15 protein-coding genes are annotated in these 17657 nt (G+C 68.3%); 10 read left to right on the top strand and 5 right to left on the bottom strand.

Annotated features, from left to right (window positions below; translation table 11 throughout):
- The first annotated feature begins 60 nt into the window (after positions 1 to 60).
- The 3 genes from GGC30_RS00055 (at position 61) to copD (ending at position 2455) form a co-directional block, all read left to right on the top strand.
- Positions 61 to 822, top strand: coding sequence for a MauE/DoxX family redox-associated membrane protein (locus tag GGC30_RS00055; RefSeq protein WP_153921581.1), 762 nt, complete (start codon positions 61 to 63; stop codon positions 820 to 822).
- A gap of 345 nt (positions 823 to 1167) precedes the next feature.
- Positions 1168 to 1530 carry a copper homeostasis periplasmic binding protein CopC gene (copC, locus tag GGC30_RS00060; protein WP_066551017.1) on the top strand — a complete coding sequence of 121 codons (363 nt, stop codon included), beginning with the start codon at positions 1168 to 1170 and terminating at the stop codon, positions 1528 to 1530.
- A gap of 4 nt (positions 1531 to 1534) precedes the next feature.
- A complete protein-coding gene (copD, locus tag GGC30_RS00065; protein WP_153921584.1) occupies positions 1535 to 2455 on the top strand; it encodes a copper homeostasis membrane protein CopD in 921 nt (306 codons plus the stop codon).
- Between the two features lie 29 nt (positions 2456 to 2484).
- Here the strand turns inward: copD and GGC30_RS00070 are convergent, their stop codons facing one another.
- The 3 genes from GGC30_RS00070 to GGC30_RS00080 all read right to left on the bottom strand — a co-directional run bounded on the left by GGC30_RS00070 (position 2485) and on the right by GGC30_RS00080 (position 6986).
- Positions 2485 to 3549, bottom strand: a complete 1065-nt coding sequence (locus tag GGC30_RS00070) for an acyltransferase (RefSeq protein WP_228763501.1) — start codon at positions 3547 to 3549, stop codon at positions 2485 to 2487.
- A 256-nt stretch (positions 3550 to 3805) separates the two neighbouring features.
- Positions 3806 to 4849, bottom strand: a complete 1044-nt coding sequence (locus GGC30_RS00075) for a PepSY domain-containing protein (protein ID WP_153921590.1) — start codon at positions 4847 to 4849, stop codon at positions 3806 to 3808.
- A gap of 7 nt (positions 4850 to 4856) precedes the next feature.
- Positions 4857 to 6986, bottom strand: a complete 2130-nt coding sequence (locus GGC30_RS00080; protein ID WP_153921593.1) for a TonB-dependent receptor — start codon at positions 6984 to 6986, stop codon at positions 4857 to 4859.
- A gap of 161 nt (positions 6987 to 7147) precedes the next feature.
- Here GGC30_RS00080 and GGC30_RS16195 point away from each other — a divergent pair, with 161 nt between their 5' ends.
- Positions 7148 to 7534, top strand: coding sequence for a toxin-antitoxin system, antitoxin component (locus tag GGC30_RS16195; RefSeq protein ID WP_194943490.1), 387 nt, complete (start codon positions 7148 to 7150; stop codon positions 7532 to 7534).
- Here GGC30_RS16195 and GGC30_RS00090 read toward each other — a convergent pair.
- Both GGC30_RS00090 and GGC30_RS00095 read right to left on the bottom strand, forming a co-directional pair.
- Positions 7497 to 8657, bottom strand: coding sequence for an acyltransferase (locus tag GGC30_RS00090; RefSeq protein ID WP_153921596.1), 1161 nt, complete (start codon positions 8655 to 8657; stop codon positions 7497 to 7499). The two genes, GGC30_RS16195 and GGC30_RS00090, sit on opposite strands and share 38 nt — an antisense overlap.
- A gap of 290 nt (positions 8658 to 8947) precedes the next feature.
- Entirely contained in the window at positions 8948 to 9223 is a 276-nt protein-coding gene (locus GGC30_RS00095) for a metal-sensitive transcriptional regulator (protein ID WP_153921599.1), read from the bottom strand.
- Between the two features lie 98 nt (positions 9224 to 9321).
- Here GGC30_RS00095 and GGC30_RS00100 point away from each other — a divergent pair, with 98 nt between their 5' ends.
- The 6 genes from GGC30_RS00100 (at position 9322) to GGC30_RS00125 (ending at position 17508) form a co-directional block, all read left to right on the top strand.
- Complete coding sequence (locus tag GGC30_RS00100) at positions 9322 to 11676, top strand: heavy metal translocating P-type ATPase (protein ID WP_153921602.1); 2355 nt, start codon at positions 9322 to 9324, stop codon at positions 11674 to 11676.
- 273 nt (positions 11677 to 11949) lie between these two features.
- Positions 11950 to 12630 (top strand): DUF305 domain-containing protein, encoded by a 681-nt coding sequence (locus GGC30_RS00105; protein ID WP_054765328.1) that lies wholly within the window; start codon positions 11950 to 11952, stop codon positions 12628 to 12630.
- Positions 12631 to 12679: 49 nt separating this feature from the next.
- A complete protein-coding gene (locus GGC30_RS00110; protein ID WP_224761373.1) occupies positions 12680 to 13171 on the top strand; it encodes a DUF305 domain-containing protein in 492 nt (163 codons plus the stop codon).
- Positions 13172 to 13308: 137 nt separating this feature from the next.
- Positions 13309 to 15111 (top strand): copper resistance system multicopper oxidase, encoded by a 1803-nt coding sequence (locus tag GGC30_RS00115; RefSeq protein ID WP_153921608.1) that lies wholly within the window; start codon positions 13309 to 13311, stop codon positions 15109 to 15111.
- Complete coding sequence (locus tag GGC30_RS00120; protein ID WP_228763502.1) at positions 15108 to 16631, top strand: copper resistance protein B; 1524 nt, start codon at positions 15108 to 15110, stop codon at positions 16629 to 16631. Before GGC30_RS00115 ends, GGC30_RS00120 begins: the two co-directional genes overlap by 4 nt.
- Positions 16632 to 16770: 139 nt before the next feature.
- Positions 16771 to 17508: an HAD family hydrolase gene (locus GGC30_RS00125; RefSeq protein WP_066551037.1), complete on the top strand. Its 738-nt coding sequence runs from the start codon at positions 16771 to 16773 to the stop codon at positions 17506 to 17508.
- Positions 17509 to 17657 lie beyond the last annotated feature (149 nt).

A 17657-nucleotide genomic window follows, 5' to 3' on the forward strand; every position in this document is an offset into this window, starting at 1 on the left:
CGTATCATAGTACGGAACCTAGGGTGTGCGCCTTGGATTGAGAAGATCGAGGAGACCCAGATGACCAAGACCGCCAGTATTTATCGCATGGTGATGCCGGAGCACACCTGTCCGTGGGGGCTGAAGGCCCGTCATCTGCTCAAGAGCCGAGGCTATCAGGTCGAGGACCATTGGCTGACGACCCGCGAGCAGACCGACGCCTTCAAGGCCGAGCATGGGGTCAAGACGACGCCGCAGGTGTTCATCGACGGCGAGCGGATCGGCGGACACGACGACCTGCGCCGCTTCCTCGGCCTCAAGGTCCGCGATCCGAAGGCGACGACCTATACGCCGGTGCTCGTGGTGTTCCTGACCACCGCCGTCATGGCGGCCATGCTGGGCCTGGCGGTCGACGGCACGCCCTTCACCGTGCGCGCGGGCGAGTGGTTCATCGCCCTGTCAATGATGGCGCTGGCCATGCTCAAGCTTCAGAATGTCGAGAGCTTCTCGGCGATGTTCCTGAACTACGACCTGCTGGCCAAGCGATGGGTGCCCTACAGCAAGATCTATCCCTTCGCCGAGTTCGGGGCGGGCGCCCTGATGGTGGCGGGCGTGCTGACCTGGCTGTCCGCGCCGGTCGCCCTGTTCATCGGCGGCATCGGAGCGGTTTCGGTGTTCAAGGCCGTTTATGTGGACAAGCGCGAACTGAAATGCGCCTGCGTCGGCGGAGACAGCAATGTTCCGCTGGGCTTCCTGTCCCTGACGGAGAACCTGATGATGATCGCAATGGCGGTCTGGATGCTGGTCATGGAATATGGTCGGGCGGGCGCGATGGCGATGTGACCCGCCGACCATGACGCGGCGCAGGATCCGTTCGATGAGCGACCCCGCCTACCCAGCGGCGGTGACCGACTCCGGTGGTGCGACGACCAGGACGGCGTTAGGCGAACGACCCGACATCAGATGACCGCGGGGTTTCCAATGTCCGTGGTTTGAGCACTCTCAGTGATCAAACTGCTGCATGGCCAAACTGGCGTCCCAGCGACCAGCATAGGCTCGAAGTCGTCTCAGGACGCTTTCCGGTCAGGGTGCGGACGCTCGTGTCGCTCGGCGATCCTTGAACTTTTGAGGGGCCGCTTTCCGCGCCGCGTAAGAGACAGTAGGGGCGTCCCTTCCTAGGAGTTTGAGTTGACCCGTTTCAAAATCGCATCGCTCGCCGCGACCGTCGCGGCGCTTTCCCTGGTCGCCGGTCAGGCGGATGCACACGCGCGTCTCGTGAGCGCCACGCCGGCCGCCGGCGCTGCGGTCGCGGCGCCGCGCACCATCAGCCTCACCTTCAGCGAGCGCGTGGCGCCGGCCTTCTCCGGTTTCGATCTCGTCAATGCGGCGGGCGCGACCATCCGTGTCCAGACACGGGTGTCCGAGGACGGCAAGACGATCTCGGGCGCTCCGGCGAGGCCGTTGGCGGCCGGGGCCTACGTGGTCAACTGGCGGGTGGCGTCTCCGGACGGGCACCGGATGACGGGGTCCACCAACTTCTCGGTCCGCTGATCAGATGGAGACAACGGTCGTCCTGCTGAGGCTGGGGCAGTACATCGGCGCCGTCCTGCTGTTTGGCGTCCCCCTGTTCTTCGCGTTCAGGATGCCCATGTCGGACGCGGCCGCCGAAAGGTGGCCGCGAACGACGCTGCTGGTCGCCGCCGTGGCGACCGTCCTGGCTGCTCTCGCCAACCTCGTGGTCCAAACCGCCGTGATGGCGGGATCGCTGACCGAGGCGCTGAAGCCGGAGTCGCTGTCCTACGTGGCATTCGGCACGGGCCTGGGCGTCGGCTTCCTGGTTCGCGCGGCGATGGCCCTTTTGGCCGCCGTTCTGCTGATCAGTCTGAAACCGGGACGCGGCGGCTGGATCGCGCTGACCGTCGTCGGCGCCGTGGTCGGCGCCAGCCTGGCCTGGACCGGTCACGGGGCGGCGACGGAAGGCGCGGGCCGCTGGCCGCATCTGATCGCCGATGTCGTTCACGCGCTTGCCGCCGGACTCTGGCTCGGCAGCCTGGTCGCGCTGTTCCTGATGCTGCGGGCTCGCCACGGACACGCGGCGGGCGCGCCGGTGACCCATGCCGCCCTGGAGGGCTTCGCCGGCCTGGGAACGCTCGCCGTCGTCCTGCTGACGATCACGGGTCTGGTGAACAGCGCCTATCTGATCGGGTTCAGCCGGCTCGGGAGCCTGTTGACGACGCCCTACGGCGTTCTTCTGATCCTGAAACTCGTCCTGTTCGCCGGCATGCTGGCCCTAGCGGCCTCGAACCGCTTTGTCCTGACCCCGCATCTCGGATCGGCGCTCGAAGACGATCACGCCCGTCCGCTCGCCTTGCGCCGCCTGCGGCGCAGCCTGGCGCTGGAGACCGTGCTGGCGGCCCTGCTGCTTCTGATCGTGGCGATCATGGGCACCCAGGCGCCCCCCGCCGCCATGATGTGAACCTCGCCGAGCTTTTGTGAAGGATCGGCCTACAGCGCGGGAACGGGAGACTTGGCCGCGGGGGAGGTCGATCGCGACCCCGACTGCGGACGATTGAACCAGGCCTGGGTCGGTCGGTCGAAGGCGTAGCGGAAGACGGCGGCGCCGCCGAAAGCCGCGGCCAGGCCGACCGCCCAGGCGGTCCATTGCACTGACGGACTCCAACTCCGCCAATCGACGGCGTCGAGCACGCCGAACCACACGATCCGGATCACTTCGTTGGTCAGGAAGATCGCGAACGCCATCAAAGCGAGGTGCTCGACCAGCCTGGACGGGCTCCGAACCGGCAAGGCCCCGGTGGCGAAGATGATGACGGTCAGGAGGCCGAGGGTCGCCAGATTATGGGGTCCCAGAGCCTGCAGACCCGCCACAGCGACCACGGCGGAACCGCCCAGACCGGCGGCCAGACGGGGCGGGCAATAGACCTGCCGGGCGAACAGAGCCACGGCGACGCCGAGGGCGAACAGCGGAAAGGCCCGCAGGAAGCCGAGGCGCAACGGCATCTCGTAGATCGGCAACCCGAAGGCGGCGTGGGCGGACAGGTTGGCGGCGAGCAGCCCGCCCACCCCAAGAGCGAGGATCAGCCATGGGGACAGGCCGCGCGCCGCGCGAGCGAGGAAGGGCAGGCTGACGTAACAGCCCAGGAGCGCCGAGAGCGTCCAGGTCGGCGCGTTCCATCCCTCTCCGCCCGGCACCCCATAGGCCTGCACCAGAAAGAACTGGGCGGGAAACCGGGACCAGTCGAACCATTCCGGGTGGCTGGGTGTTTGGCCCAGGATCGCCGCCGTCAGCACCAGCCCCGCCAGGGCGAGGCTGACGGTCATGTGAGCCGGAACCACCCTGAGAAAACGCTGACGGTAGAAGACGGAAAGCGGGAGTTTCCCGTTCGCCAGCCGCTCGCCGTAGACGCGGGCGAGAACGTAGCCGGAATCGATGATGAAGAAGTCGGTCAGCAGATAGCCGCGGTCGAAGACCGTATGGACGAGCGGCAAGGGGATCGGGGCGGCCTCGCGGAAGTGATAGAGGACGATCATCGCCCCCACGACGAAACGCATTACGTCGAGCCAGCCGCCGCGCGCGATCGGCGGCGGTCGCCGGCGCTCAGGGAATGCTGGATATTCCGTCATGCAGCCATTGTCCCTCACAGCCGCCAAGGAAGGCTTGCCCGACATGGTGAACGAGGCCTTGCCGCGGCTGGCCCCGCATAGGGGCTCGCGCGGGGCCGTGTGAGTGCATCCGGCCTGGAGTGGCGACCATTGGAGGGCAGGGCCGGGGTCCGGCAAACCCTTCCGCTCCCTCGCGCGCTTGTCCTCAGCGGGTTGGTTTCGATCGAGGCGAGCGGCGTCGGGATTTTCCCAGGAAGGCCCAGGCGCCGACCACCCCCAGGGCCGCCATGGCGACGCCGCTGAGCGCCGTCACCGCGTCGTAGAGCCAGCCGCCGACCGAACTGGCGTGCAGGGGGTAGAAGGCGTTGTAGGCCCTGACGCCGGTCGGCAGGGCGTTAGCGTCGGAGGTCGTGACCGCCCGGCTGGTGGCCGGATCGATGGTCACGGTGGTGCGGCCGTTGGGATGCCACTCGCCGGGCTGCTTCAGACGGATCGTGGCGGGCTTGCCCGGTGCGGCGGGGCGGACGACTATGCGCGGGGTCGCTTCGGGGAAGCGAACCTGGGCCTCTGCCAGGGCGCGGGCCCAGTCGACGTCCCCCGTCCCGACCACCGGACCCGGCGGCGTCGGGACGGCCCCGAGCAGGGCCTGGGTCGTGCCGTGAAAGACGATGGCCGCTCCGGTGAGGCTGAAGACGACCAGCGGGATGGCGAAGATCAGGCCGAGATTGCGATGGCTGCCGATCAGCTCGCGCCGGGCGCCCGAGCGGGGCCAGACCCGCCAGCCGGTGGCGCGCCAGGCCGGAATCCAGACGATCAGGCCGGTCAGGATCATCACCGCCAGGGCCAGGCCGGCGCCGCCGGCGACCAGCTTGCCGGTGTGACCCGCCAGCAGCTCGTGGTGAAGGTCGAAGATCCAGGTCTCGGCTCGCCCGGCGCCGCGCCAGCGGTCCACCACGGCGCCGTCGGCGTCGGCGTAGCCGAAACCGTCGTCGGCCAGGTAGAGCCGGTGCACTCCGATCGCCCCGCCCGGCAGGACCACCGAGGTGAGGCGGGGCTCGCTCGCCTCCAGCCGATCCAGCGCCGCGCCGAGACGGGCGGCATCGAGATCAATCTCGGCGCGCGCGGCGGGGACGGTGGCGCGGATCCAGTCGTCTTCGAACACCAGCAGCGTTCCGGTCAGGCCGAACACCACGGCCACGATCGCGAGCCCGGTCCCGGCCCAGGCGTGGAGCGTGCGAATCGCGCCCATCACCGGCTCAGAAGCTCCGGGTCAGGGTCAGGGTGGCCGTGCGCCCGCGACCGGCGAAATAGCGCAGGTTGTCGGTCGGTCCCTGGGTGTCCGAGAAATAGGAAATGTACTGCTCGTCCAGCAGGTTCTGCACCCCCAGCGACACCGTGCCGAAGCCCGCCTCATAGCGGGCCACGGCGTCGAGCACCGTATAGCCCTCGAAGCCGTTGGCCGCGGGCTCGCCGTCGAAGTCGCGCGCGAGGAAGGTCTGAGCCTGAAGGCGCAGGGCGATCGGGCCTGTCTCGTACTCGCCCCACAGCAGCAGGCGGTCGGGCGAGATGTTGGCTCCGTTCAGGTCGCGGTCCAGGTCGCCGTCGCCGTCGCTGTCGCTCTGGCCGTCGAGCGCGGCGTAGCTGCCCCCCAGGGCGAGGGCGTCCGTGGCGCGCCATAGACCCTTCAGCTCCAGTCCATCGATCCGTGTGGCCTGGCGCTGCACCTCGAAGATGCCCGACGGCAGGCGGTTCAGCAGCGAGCCGCGTTCGGCCTCGGACCGGAACACGGCGGCGGACAGTTCGACGCGCGCGCCGCGGTATTCGACCCCGACCTCGGTGTTGTCCGACACGACCGGTTCGACGTTGAGGAAGGTGTCGACGTCCTGGTTCGGACGGTTGATGCCGCGCAGCACCCGACCGACGTCCGGCATGGTGAAGCCCTGGGCGAAGGAGCCGTAGACGAGGAGAGCCGGAGTCACCTCGAAGGCGGCGCCGATATTGAACAGCGTCTCCTCGAAGCCCGGCTCGCCGCCCGCCACCGTCTGAGGGCCGTAGGCGTATAGGGTCTGGAAGTCGTCGACCTTAAGCTTCGCCGATTCACGCCGCACGCCCGCCGACAGGCTGAGGCGGCCCGCCAGGACCGACTGGTTCAGCTGCAGGAAGGGCGACAGGCTCTCGTAGGCGGTCTCGGGCACCCAGTTGCGCCCGGTCAGGATCAGTTCCTGATAGGTCCGGTCGCGCAGGCCGTCGAGGCCGACCAGGGCCTTGAGGCCCGCCAGACCGGGAACCTGGCCCTGCCAGTCGATCTTGAAGCCCAGCTTTTCCGAGTTGTTGGCCGACTGGTCGAACAGGGTCCCGACCGGGGCGATGCGGGGGTCCTGGAAGTCCGGGAAGCTGCCGCCGCCGAATACGCCCTGGTAATCGTGGGCGAAGACCTGGGCCCGCAGGACGCCGCCGAACAGGTCGCGATCGGTGTAGGTCAGGGCCGCAGAGGTCACCGCGTTCGAGGGCTGCTCGCCCGGCGCCGCGCCGCGCACGGCGGTGGTCGGGACGCCCGTCGCCCGGTCGCCCGCCACGGTCACATAGTCGCCGTCGCCTTCCAGATCGAAGCGGTTGACCCAGCCCTCCAGCCGGCGATCGCCGCCCAGGTCCCAGCCACCGCGCGCAAGCAGCGAGACGGCTTGCGAGTCCTGGACCTCGCCCTGGGCTCCATCGAAGCCGACGCGGCGGCCGTCGGCGTCATAGTAGGCGCCGCGGGTCTCGAAGGCCGCGCCCAGGGTCAGGTCCAAGGCGCCGAAGTCACGCCCGCCGATGGCGGCGATCTTGGCCCCGACGCCGTCCCCCTGGAGTTCGTCGTCGGTGATGACCTGGGCCATCATCCGTCCGGTCAGCCCCTCGCGCTCCGAGGGTTTGCGGGCGGTGACGTAGTTGACCACGCCGCCGGTGGCGCCGACGCCCTGGATGGCGTTGGAGCCGAAGATGACCTCGACCCGGTCGATGAAGAAGGGGTCGATGGTGTAGCCGTCGCGGCTGTCGTCGCGCAGCGGCGTCGATTGCGGCACGCCATCCACCAGATAGAGCGGCGAGCGCCCGCGCAGGGTCTCTCCGAAGCCGGACAGCTTCTGCCGCGTCGGCGAGAAGGAGGGCACCAGGGCCGCCACCGTTTCGACGGCCGAGGCGGCCAGCGCGGTCTGCTGGGCCAGGGCTTCGGCGTCGATGATCTCGACCGTGGCGGCGATCGCGGAGCGCGGGGTCTCGATCCGCGATGCGGTGACCACCACCTCGTCCAGGATCGTCGCGTCCGGGGTCGGGGCCTCCTGGGCCGCGGCGGGAAGCGCGGCCAGCAGCGGTAGGAGGGCGGCGGTGGCGAGGAGACGAGGGGACATGGAGCCTTCAGGAGGAAACGACAGGGAGGGGGTCTGACCACAGGCCTTCTTGCGAGTCAATCGCACTCGCATTTAGCGGGCCTGGCGTTGGTTCCGTCGTCGCTACCGCAGGGGACCCGAGTTGCGCTTGACCTGCGGCGGGCCGAGAGGAAAAGAGGTTCATGGCCAAATACGCGCCCCTCGCCACCTATCTGCGGCGTCAAAGGCGGACCGAAGTGGTGCTGACGTTCCGCGATATCGAACGCATCATCAGCGGCCTCCTGCCGAAGGCTGCGTCAACGGAGGGCTGGTGGAAACCGGAGTGCGGCGCGCCGGCGACGCCACAGCATCTCGCCCTGGCGGACGCCGGCTTCGTGGCCGAGCCGCATCTTCGGATGGAGACGGTGCGGTTTATCCGCGAAGGAGGTCCGCGCGACGGGTCGATCGGAGGTCGGGATCGGCCGGTTCTCGACGGCGGTGTCATCGCCAGCGAGCGGACGGCCGTCGCGGAGGGCGAAGAGACCGGTCGGCTCAGCGGTCGCCAGGCTCACGGAGCGCCGGCGGGCTGAGCGCGGCCGGGGCGGGCTCGTCGCGACGACTGTCGAACCGGCGCCTTATCCAGGTCCGGCCGGGCTTTTCGACGAGCAGATGAAGCGCGGCCGCGATCAGCGATGTGGCGACGAACAGTCCGATCAGCTCGACCGGCGTGATGCGGAAGGTGCTGTCGACGCCGCGCAGCTCGGCCACGACGCCCTTCCAGGCCACGATCACCGGCATGTGCACCAGATAGAGGGCGAAGGACGCTTCCCCGGCGAAGACAAGGGCCGGGGCGGCGAGGGGGCCCTCGCAATCCGCCCGCGCGAGCAGGGACCAGGCCAGGATCACGGGGGCGGCGAGGGCGACGATGATGCGGTCGTCCAGCGACAGCTGCATCGCGCCCAGCAGCAGGACGGTCGTGAACAAGGCGGCCGCGGCGGCCACGGGCCGGCTCCAGCGCCAGCGATGGCCCAGCCCGTAAAGCGCCATGCCGACCAGGAATTCCGGGGCGATCCGGAGAATGCCGAGCGAGTCCTCGGCTCGCGGAAGAACCTTGCCGAACGCCTGGACGTAGAACGCGTCGATGACGACGAACGCCGCGGCCCCGATCCCCAGCAGCACCCAGGGCCGCATTCGCAGGCGCAGGGCCAGCCAGGCGTAGGCGGGGAACAGCAGATAGGCGAACCATTCCGCCGACAGGGACCAGCTCGGCCCGCTCCAGTTCAACTCCGCATCGGTTGGAAACCAGGCCTGGATGAGAAACAGCGTCTGGAAGAAGGCCAGCAGCCCATAGCCCTCGCCGTCGAAGCGAACGCCCGCGGCGGTCGCGCCCAGGACCATGACCAGGGCGCCCGTCAGAACGGCGACGTGCAAGGGGTAGAGACGCGCCAGCCGGGCGACGATGAAACGCCGGTAGCTGAAACCGCCGCTTGCGAAGGCCGGGCCGTAGACGTGAGCCAGAATGAAGCCCGACAGCATGAAGAAGGCGTCCACCGCCAGCCGGCTGCGCTCGATGATCGGGCTGAAGCCCAGGGCCGGATCCCATTGGAGCTGATAGTGAAACAGCACCACCCCCACGGCGAGGAAGGCGCGCAGACTGGTCAGAGCCCTGAGATCGGCGGGGTAGCCGTCTCGGGTCGGCGGTATGGATGTCATTCGCGATGGCCCCCCAAGGGCGGCGGATCAGCACCGGCCGCCATATTGAGATACGCACCGCGCGGTAACATCCCTCATGCGCGACGCCGACGGGACCGGCCGGTCATACGGGACGTCCACGCCTGGCTTGCGGCTCCGGAACGACCTCAGCCGGTTCGCCAGCCTGGACCGCTGCGACTCTGGGTGAGGGCCGGCCCCCGAGACGTGAAGCGTCATGTCCCTCAGCCGGACGAGAGGATGTCCAGGCCGACCGCCGGGCTGGCGACCGGACGCCGGGAGTCCGTCCCTGACTAGCGGGATGCGCGGCCGAGAAGTTCGATCAGTTCGGTCGCCTTGGCCTTACGGTCGGCGAGATCGTCACCCGCGATCGCGCCGATGACGCAGTGATCCATGTGGTCCTTCAGAACCTCGCTCTCGACGCGCGACAGCGCCGCCCGCACTGCCTGGAGCTGGGTCAGGATGTCGATGCAGTAGCGATCCTCCTCGACCATCCGGGCGATACCGCGCACCTGTCCCTCGATCCGGTTCAGGCGGTTCATCACCTTGGGCTTGGTTTCCGTCTGCATCCAATTCCTCGCTCTGGTCGTTCGATTCTACTCCCGGACCGTCTCTTGTGCTATACCCCAATAGGGTATATCTGGGACCAGCATTCTAGGAGTCAGCCATGTCCACGCCCTCCCAATCGCATCCCGCCGGTCACAGTTGCTGTTCGGCCAAGCCGGCCGGCAACGGGGCGACGGCGGTCGATCCGGTCTGCGGCATGAGCGTCGATCCGGCGATCGCGGCGCATAGGGCCGCCCATGAGGGCCAAGACTATGTCTTCTGCTCGGCGGGCTGCCGGACCAAGTTCGAGGCCGATCCGGAGCGCTACCTGGGAGACAAGCCGCAACCCGCCCCCGTCGTGCCTGGCGCCATCTACACCTGCCCGATGCATCCGGAGGTGCGCCAGGAGGGACCTGGCTCCTGTCCGATCTGCGGCATGGCGCTGGAGCCGGAGACGGTCACCGCCGAGGCGCCGGTCAATCACGAACTGATCGACTTCACCCGCCGCCTGTGGATCGGCGCGGTTCTGACGCTGCCGGTCTTCGCGCTTGAAATGGGCGGCCATCTGACCGGGCTGGCGATGCGGGTTCCCGGACAGACCTCCAACTGGATCCAGTTCGCCCTGGCGACGCCGGTCGTGCTGTGGGCCGGCTGGCCGTTCTTCCAGCGGGGCTGGGCGTCCCTCCGCAACCGCAGCCTCAACATGTTCACCCTGATCGCCATCGGCGTCGGCGCGGCCTGGATCTACAGCGTGGTCGCGGTGCTGGCGCCGCATCTGTTCCCGGCGGCGGTCCGGCGGATGGACGGCAGCGCGCCGGTCTATTTCGAGGCGGCGGCCATCATCACCGTCCTGGTGCTGGTCGGCCAGATCCTGGAGCTTCGGGCGCGCGAGCAGACGTCAGGGGCCATCCGCGCGCTGCTCGACCTCGCCCCTAAGACCGCCCGGCGGGTTCGCGACGACGGCGGGGACGAGGACGTCACCCTCGACCTGGTCGCGGTCGGAGACCGGCTGCGCGTCCGTCCCGGCGAGAAGGTGGCGGTCGACGGCGAGATTCTGGATGGGCGGGTGACCCTCGACGAGTCCCTCGTGACGGGGGAGTCGATGCCGGTGACCCGGGACATCGGCGACAGGGTCGTCGCCGGATCGCTCAACAAGACGGGATCGTTCGTGATGCGGGCCGACAAGGTCGGCGCCGACACCCTGCTGGCCCAGATCGTCCAGATGGTCGCCCAGGCCCAGCGCAGCCGCGCCCCGATCCAGCGGTTAGCCGACAAAGTCTCGGGCTGGTTCGTCCCTACGGTGATCGGCATCGCGGTTCTGGCCGCGGTCGTGTGGGGGCTCGCCGGCCCCGAACCGCGGCTTTCCTACGCGCTCGTCGCGGCGGTTTCGGTCCTGATCATCGCCTGTCCCTGCGCCCTGGGGCTCGCCACGCCCATCTCCATCATGGTCGGGGTGGGGCGCGGAGCCCACGCCGGAGTGCTGATCAAGAACGCCGAGGCGCTGGAGCGCTTCGAAAAGGTCGACACCCTGGTGCTCGACAAGACCGGCACCCTGACGGAGGGGCGCCCCTCGGTGACGGCAGTCCGGCCAGCCGATGGGTTCGACGAGGCCGAGCTTCTGAGACTTTCCGCCAGTCTTGAGCGGAGCAGCGAGCATCCGCTGGCGGACGCCGTCGTTCGGGCGGCGAGCGACCAAAATCTGGTTCTGTCCGAGGCGTCGGACTTCGACAGCCCCGTCGGGCGCGGCGTCACCGGGGTCGTCGACGGCCGCCGCGTGGCGCTCGGCAACAGCCGTTATCTGGCCGAGATCGGCGTCGACGTGGGGACGCTGGAGGTCGAGGCCGAAGCGCTTCGCCAAGACGGCGCGACCGCCATCTTCGTGGCCGTGGACGGGGCTGCGGCCGGCGTGCTGGGCATCGCCGATCCGGTCAAGGCGACCACCGCCGAGGCCATCCGCGATCTGAAGGCGTCGGGGCTGCGTCTGGTGATGATGACCGGCGACAACCGCACGACGGCCGAGGCGGTGGCGCGCCGGCTCGGCATAGACGACGTCCAGGCCGAGGTCCTGCCTCAGGACAAGGCGGCGGTCGTCGAGCGGCTGAGAGCGGAGGGTCGGATCGTCGCCATGGCCGGCGACGGTGTGAACGACGCCCCGGCCCTGGCCGCCGCCGACGTGGGGGTGGCCATGGGGGCCGGGTCGGACGTGGCGATCGAAAGCGCCGGCGTCACCCTGCTGGGAGGCGATCTCCAGGGCCTCGTCCGGGCGCGCAAACTGTCCCGGGCGGTGATGAGCAACATCCGTCAGAACCTGGTCTTCGCCTTCGGTTACAACACCCTCGGCATTCCGATCGCGGCGGGACTGCTCTACCCGGTCTTCGGCCTTCTGTTGTCGCCGGCCCTGGCGGCGTTGGCGATGGCCCTGTCCTCCGTCAGTGTTATCGCCAACGCGCTGCGGCTCCGGGCCGTCCGACTCTGATGGATGTCCCCTGGCCAGAAAGCCGTCGCAGACGAGAGCCGCGGGGGGCGCCAATACGCATTCCGGCGACCGATCCCTCGCCTGATCCAACGGCGTTCGGGAATATTTAATCACGGCGGAACCGTGGCGCCGGGGCTGGATTACGCTGGACGATGTCCGGCGTGGGCAGTCGGGGCAAGGGACCAAACTCGCACCCGCCGCAGCGTTGTCGGACGCATCGTTCGTCTGGCCGTCCGGCGATCCGCCGGCGACCCCCTCAAGCGGAGACGCCCTATGCTCATCCCGACTTTCACCCGCACGTCTCTCCTGGTCGCCGGCTGTTCCGCTCTCGTTCTGGCGGCCTGCAGCCCGTCGGCGGAACCGCCGGCGAACACGGAGGCCGAAGCCTCGGCTCAGACGCAGGAGCCGATGGCCATGGCGCAGACTCCGTTCTCCGCCGCCGAGGCCAAGATGCACGAGGCCATGATGTCCGCCATGGGCGCGGATGCGGGCGAGACATGGGCCCGCAAGATGATCCCTCACCACCAGGGCGCGCTGGACATGTCCGAGATCGTGCTGAGGGACACACAGGACGCGGATATCCGTCGCATGGCCCAGAAGACCATCGAGATGCAGCCCGGCGACATCGCCGAGCTGCGGCGCTGGCTTGAAACGAACGTGGGCGCCGCCGCCGGCGCGGCGGCTCCAGGCGGAAGCGCGGAAAATCCATACGCGACGGCCGAGGCCGAGATGAAGGACGCCATGATGGCCGCGACCGGGGCCGACACGGACCAGACCTGGGCTCGCAAGATGATCGCGCATCACCAGGGCGCCCTCGACATGGCCCAGGTGGTGTTGCGCGAAAGTCAGGACGCCGACATCCGGCGCATGGCGCAGAAAACGATCGAGATGCAGACCGCCGACATCGCCGAGTTGCGCGCCTGGCTGGACTCCCATCCGGCCGGCGCTGCCTGATTGGCGATCGGAATGTGATTGAAGAGCGTTGTCGCGAAAGGACCGATCCATGGAAAAGATGAAGACGATGGACTCAAAGATGAAGACGATGGACTCGATGAAGGGGAGCTACCGTTCCTTCGGCGTCGAGCTCATCGTGGATTTCATCATCATGTACCTGGTGATGTACACGATGATCGCGTCCCTCAATCACTTCTATTTCAACCTCAACAACGTCTACATGACGCTGATGATGGTGTCGCCGATGGCCATCCTCATGCTGATCTTCATGCGATCGATGTATCCGTCGAAACGGACCAACCTTCTGATCGGCGGAGCCGCCGCCCTGGTGTTCGCGGTGAGCTTTTACGGCATGCGGACCCAGGCGGCGGTGGGCGACACCGAGTTCTTGAAATCGATGATCCCGCACCATTCCGGCGCCATCCTGATGTGTCAGCAGGCCTCGCTGACGGATCCGGAAGTGCTGGGTCTGTGCGAGGAGATCGTCAGCTCCCAGGAGAGGGAGATCGCCCAGATGAAAGCCATCCTGGCGAGGCGCTGATCCAGCGCTAGGCGACGGGAGTTTCCGGCCCGGTCGGCTCTGCGGCAGCGTGTCGCGAGGGCCGACCGGGTCGCCTGCGTAAAACCATATAGATCGTCGCCTCGCCGAGGCGCGGTTCTGACTTTGAGGAGTATCTTATGAAGCTGGATCGTCGACTGCTGCTGCGCGGCGCCGTCGCGGGCGGCGGTCTCGCCGCCTTGCAGGGCCTGATGCCCGCCTGGGCGCAGACGGGCTCGCCGGGGCTGCGGTCGGACCTGCCTACCCTGACTGGGCCGAATATCGATCTGACCATCGGTCAGACGCCCTTCACCGTGAACGGGCGCACCGCGACGGCCACGACCATCAACGGCGTGCTGCCGGCGCCGGTGTTGCGGCTGCGCGAAGGCCAGAACGTCCGTCTGGCGGTGACGAACACCCTGGACGAAGACACCTCGATCCACTGGCATGGGATTCTTCTACCCTTCCAGATGGACGGGGTGCCCGGGATCAGCTTCCCAGGCATCAAGCCGCGCGAGACCTTCGTCTACGAGTTTCCGATCAGGCAGTCCGGCACCTTCTGGTATCACAGCCACTCCGGCCTGCAGGAGGCGCTCGGCCACTACGGGCCGATCGTCATCGATCCGGCCGGCGCCGATCCGGTCGCCTACGACCGCGAGCATGTGCTGGTCCTGTCGGACTGGAGTTTCATGCATCCGCACGAAATCCTCGACAAGCTGAAGAAGAGCCCCGGCTACTTCAACCGGCAGCGCACGACCCTGGCGGGCCTCTTCTCCGGCGAGGACCGCATGAGCCTGGAGGAACGGCGCATGTGGGGCCAGATGCGGATGGACCCGCGCGACATCCTCGACGTGAATGGGACGACCTACACCTATCTGATCAATGGACACGGCCCGCAGGAGAACTGGACCGGCCTGTTCCGACCCGGCGAACGGGTGCGACTGCGCATCATCAACGCCTCGGCCATGTCGATCTTCAACGTCCGCATCCCCGGCCTGTCGATGACCGTGGTCCAGGCCGACGGCGAGAACGTGCGCCCGGTCGAGACCGATGAGTTCCAGATTTCGGTGGCGGAGACCTACGACGTCATCGTCCGGCCGACGGAAGATCGTGCCTACACAATCGTGTCCGAGGCGATCGACCGCTCAGGCATGGGCCGGGCGACCCTGGCGCCGCGTCTGGGCATGACGGCCGAGGTCCCGCCGCTTCGGGAGGTTCCTAATCTGACCATGCGCGACATGGGCATGGGCGGAATGGATCACGGTTCGATGGACGGCATGTCCGGAATGGATCATGGCGCGATGACCGGCATGGATCATGGAGCCTCGACGCAAGGCGGGGCTCCGATGGGAGACATGGGCGGCATGTCCATGAGCGGAATGAACATGCGCGACCCTGAAAACGCTCCGCCAGACATGGCGGTTGGCGTCGGCGTAGACGCCATCGCCATGGATCCGGCCAATCGCCTGGGTGAACGGCCGATGGGGCTGGAAGACGTCCCGCACCGGGTGCTGGTCTATACCGACTTGGTGTCGCTAGTCCCCAACAGGGACCAGCGCCCCCCGTCGCGCACGATGGAAATCCACCTGACCGGTAATATGGAGCGGTTCATGTGGGGCTTCGACGGCCGCAAGTTCAGTGAGTTGGTCGAGCCCATCCGTTTCGAGCGCAATGAGCGAGTGCGGGTGACCCTCGTCAACGACACCATGATGGCTCACCCAATCCACCTGCATGGCCACTTCTTTGAGTTGGTCACGGGCGGACCGGCCGGGCATCAGCCGCTCAAGCATACCGTCAACGTCGCCCCCGGCGGCAAGGTGACCTTCGATCTGACCGCCGACGCACCGGGCGACTGGGCCTTCCACTGCCACATGCTGATGCACATGCACGCGGGCATGTTCAACGTCGTCACCGTCCGCCCGATGACAGGAGCCTCGTCATGATCCGTCGGTCCGTGGGTCTCGTCCCTCTGCTCCTCGCGGCCTCGGCCGCCCCGGTGTTCGCCCAGAGCCACGCCGGGTACGGCGCGGCGGCTAACGCCGTCCAGCCCGCCGTCCAGCTGCCCGCCGGTTGCGTCCGGCGCGGCGCGCCGACGGCGGATCCCTCCCGCGTCGGAACGCTCGGGGCGCCGGCCTGCCCAACCGGCGCCGTGCCCGAGCGCGCGCCGGCGTCGGCGGACCCCCACGCCGGGCACGACATGTCGACGATGGGCCAGACCGCGCCGGCGCCGGCCATGCCGGCGGGACATGACATGTCGACCATGCAGAGCGGCCAGCAGCCGGCCGCCGCCGGCCAGGCGGACCCGCACGCCGGGCACGACATGTCGACGATGCGGCAGGCCGCGCCCGCGCCGGCCATGCAGGCGGGACATGACATGTCGACCATGCAGAGCGGCCAACAGCCGGCCGCCGCCGGTCAGCCGGATCCCCACGCCGGGCACGACATGGCGATGATGAGCCAGACCGCGCCCGCGCCGGCCATGCCGGCGGGCCACGACATGTCGACCATGCAGAGCGGCCAACAGCCGGCCGCCGCCGGTCAGCGGGATCCCCACGCCGGGCACGACATGTCGACGATGGGCCAGACCGCGCCAGCGCCGGCCATGCCGGCGGGACATGAAATGTCGACCATGGGGCAGATGCCCCCGGGTCATGACATGTCGACCATGGCGATGCCGCCCGACGTGCCGACCAGCGCGGACAACCCGGGACGCCCTCCGGAAATGCCCCTTCCGCCCGGGGCGACCAGCGGCCCCGCTCACGCCGCCGATACCCTGTTCGATCCCGCGGAGATGGCGGCGGCCCGCGAACAGCTTCGCGTCGAGAATGGCGACGTGCGGACCACCGCGGTGATCATCGACCAGCTCGAAGCGAGTTTCGGAGACGGCGAAGAAGGCTACGCGCTGGACGCGCAGGGCTGGACCGGCGGCGACATCAACCGCTTCTGGTGGAAGTCGGAAGTCGAGGGCGACTTCGACGGCGAGGTCGAGGAAGCCGAGATCCAGGCCCTCTACAGCCGGGCGTTCCGGCCGTTCTTCGACTTCCAGACGGGTCTGCGGCAGACCTACCGTCCGGAAGGCGACCGAACCGATCTGGTCGTGGGCGTCCAGGGCCTCGCGCCTTACTGGTTCGAAGTCGATGCGGCGGCCTTCCTCTCCAACAAGGGTGAACTCACGGCGAGGGCGGAGGCCGAATACGATCAGCGGATCACCAACCGCTGGATCGTGCAGCCTCGCGCTGAAGTCGTGCTGTCGGCCGAGGACATCCCCGAGCTCCGGATTGGATCCGGCCTGACGTCGCTCCAGATCGGGGCTCGGCTGCGGTACGAATTCCACAAGGAGTTCGCCCCCTATGTCGGCCTGGAATGGACCAAGAGCTTCGGGAATACGGCGGACTTCCTCGAAGCCGATGGGCGAAGCTCGGAAGACACGCGCCTCGTCGTCGGCATCCGGACGTGGTTCTAGCGAAGGTCGGCGGCGGCGGGCCTCGTCTGATCCTTGGCCCCGATAGGCGGTCGCGGATCGTCGCCGAGGCGCGGCGTCCCCGGTCTCGGCGGCTGGAAAGGACGGGGAGGTCTCGGTGAGGCCGCGGCCCCTCTCGGCCGTGGTCATCGACCTCGACGACACCCTGCTCTCGGCCTACCGCCGGCCGGATCTGGCTTGGCGGAGCGTCTGCTTGATGATGCAAGCCGAGCTGGGCGGCCTCGCCCCGGATATCGCGGCGCAGGCGCTCACGCGGGCCGGGCAGGCGTTCTGGCGCGACCCGCGGTGTCATGAGTTGGGTCGCGCCGACCCACGACACGCGCGGCGCCTCATCGCGACAGCGGCCTTCGAGACCCTGCTTCGGGAAGGCCATCCCGCACCGGCTTGCGAAACGGTCTCGAGCCTCGCCGACGCCTTCAGCCGGCGGCGGGACGAAGAGATGCGGCTCGAGGCGGGGGCTGAGGCCCTGCTGCTCGACTTGCGCGACGCGGGCTATCGCCTCGCGCTTCTCACCAACGGCGCCGGACCGTTGCAGCGCGCCAAGATCGAACGGTTCGGTCTCGAACCGTATTTCGATCACATTCAGATCGAGGGCGAAGTCGGCGTGGGAAAGCCCTTTCCCGACGCGTTCAGGCGTGCGTTCGCCGCCCTGGCCGTCGAGGCCCCCGAGGTCTGCGTGATCGGCGACAGCCTCGAATGGGACATCCGTCCGGCCAAGGCTCTGGGCTGTCGGACCGTGCTGTATGATCCGGAACGGGCCCTTGAGGCCGAACCCCGTCGCAGCGACGCCGACGTGGTGGTCAGGACCTTGACGGGCCTGGCGCGTTGTCTGCCTGCGCTTCACACTCAGCGTGAATGAAGGGTTCGGCGTGCGGGATACCGCCGCGTCGCTTTTAAGCCGCCCGCGATCGAGGTGCGCCAGATCGACGATCCGATCGCGCAAGAAAAACGCCGCGCGGCTCGCCGCGCGGCGTTCCCCACTTCGGTTTCGGCCCCTCAGGAGGCGGG

The sequence above is a fragment of the Brevundimonas sp. SPF441 genome, assembly GCF_009661015.1.
Taxonomy (GTDB): domain Bacteria; phylum Pseudomonadota; class Alphaproteobacteria; order Caulobacterales; family Caulobacteraceae; genus Brevundimonas; species Brevundimonas vesicularis.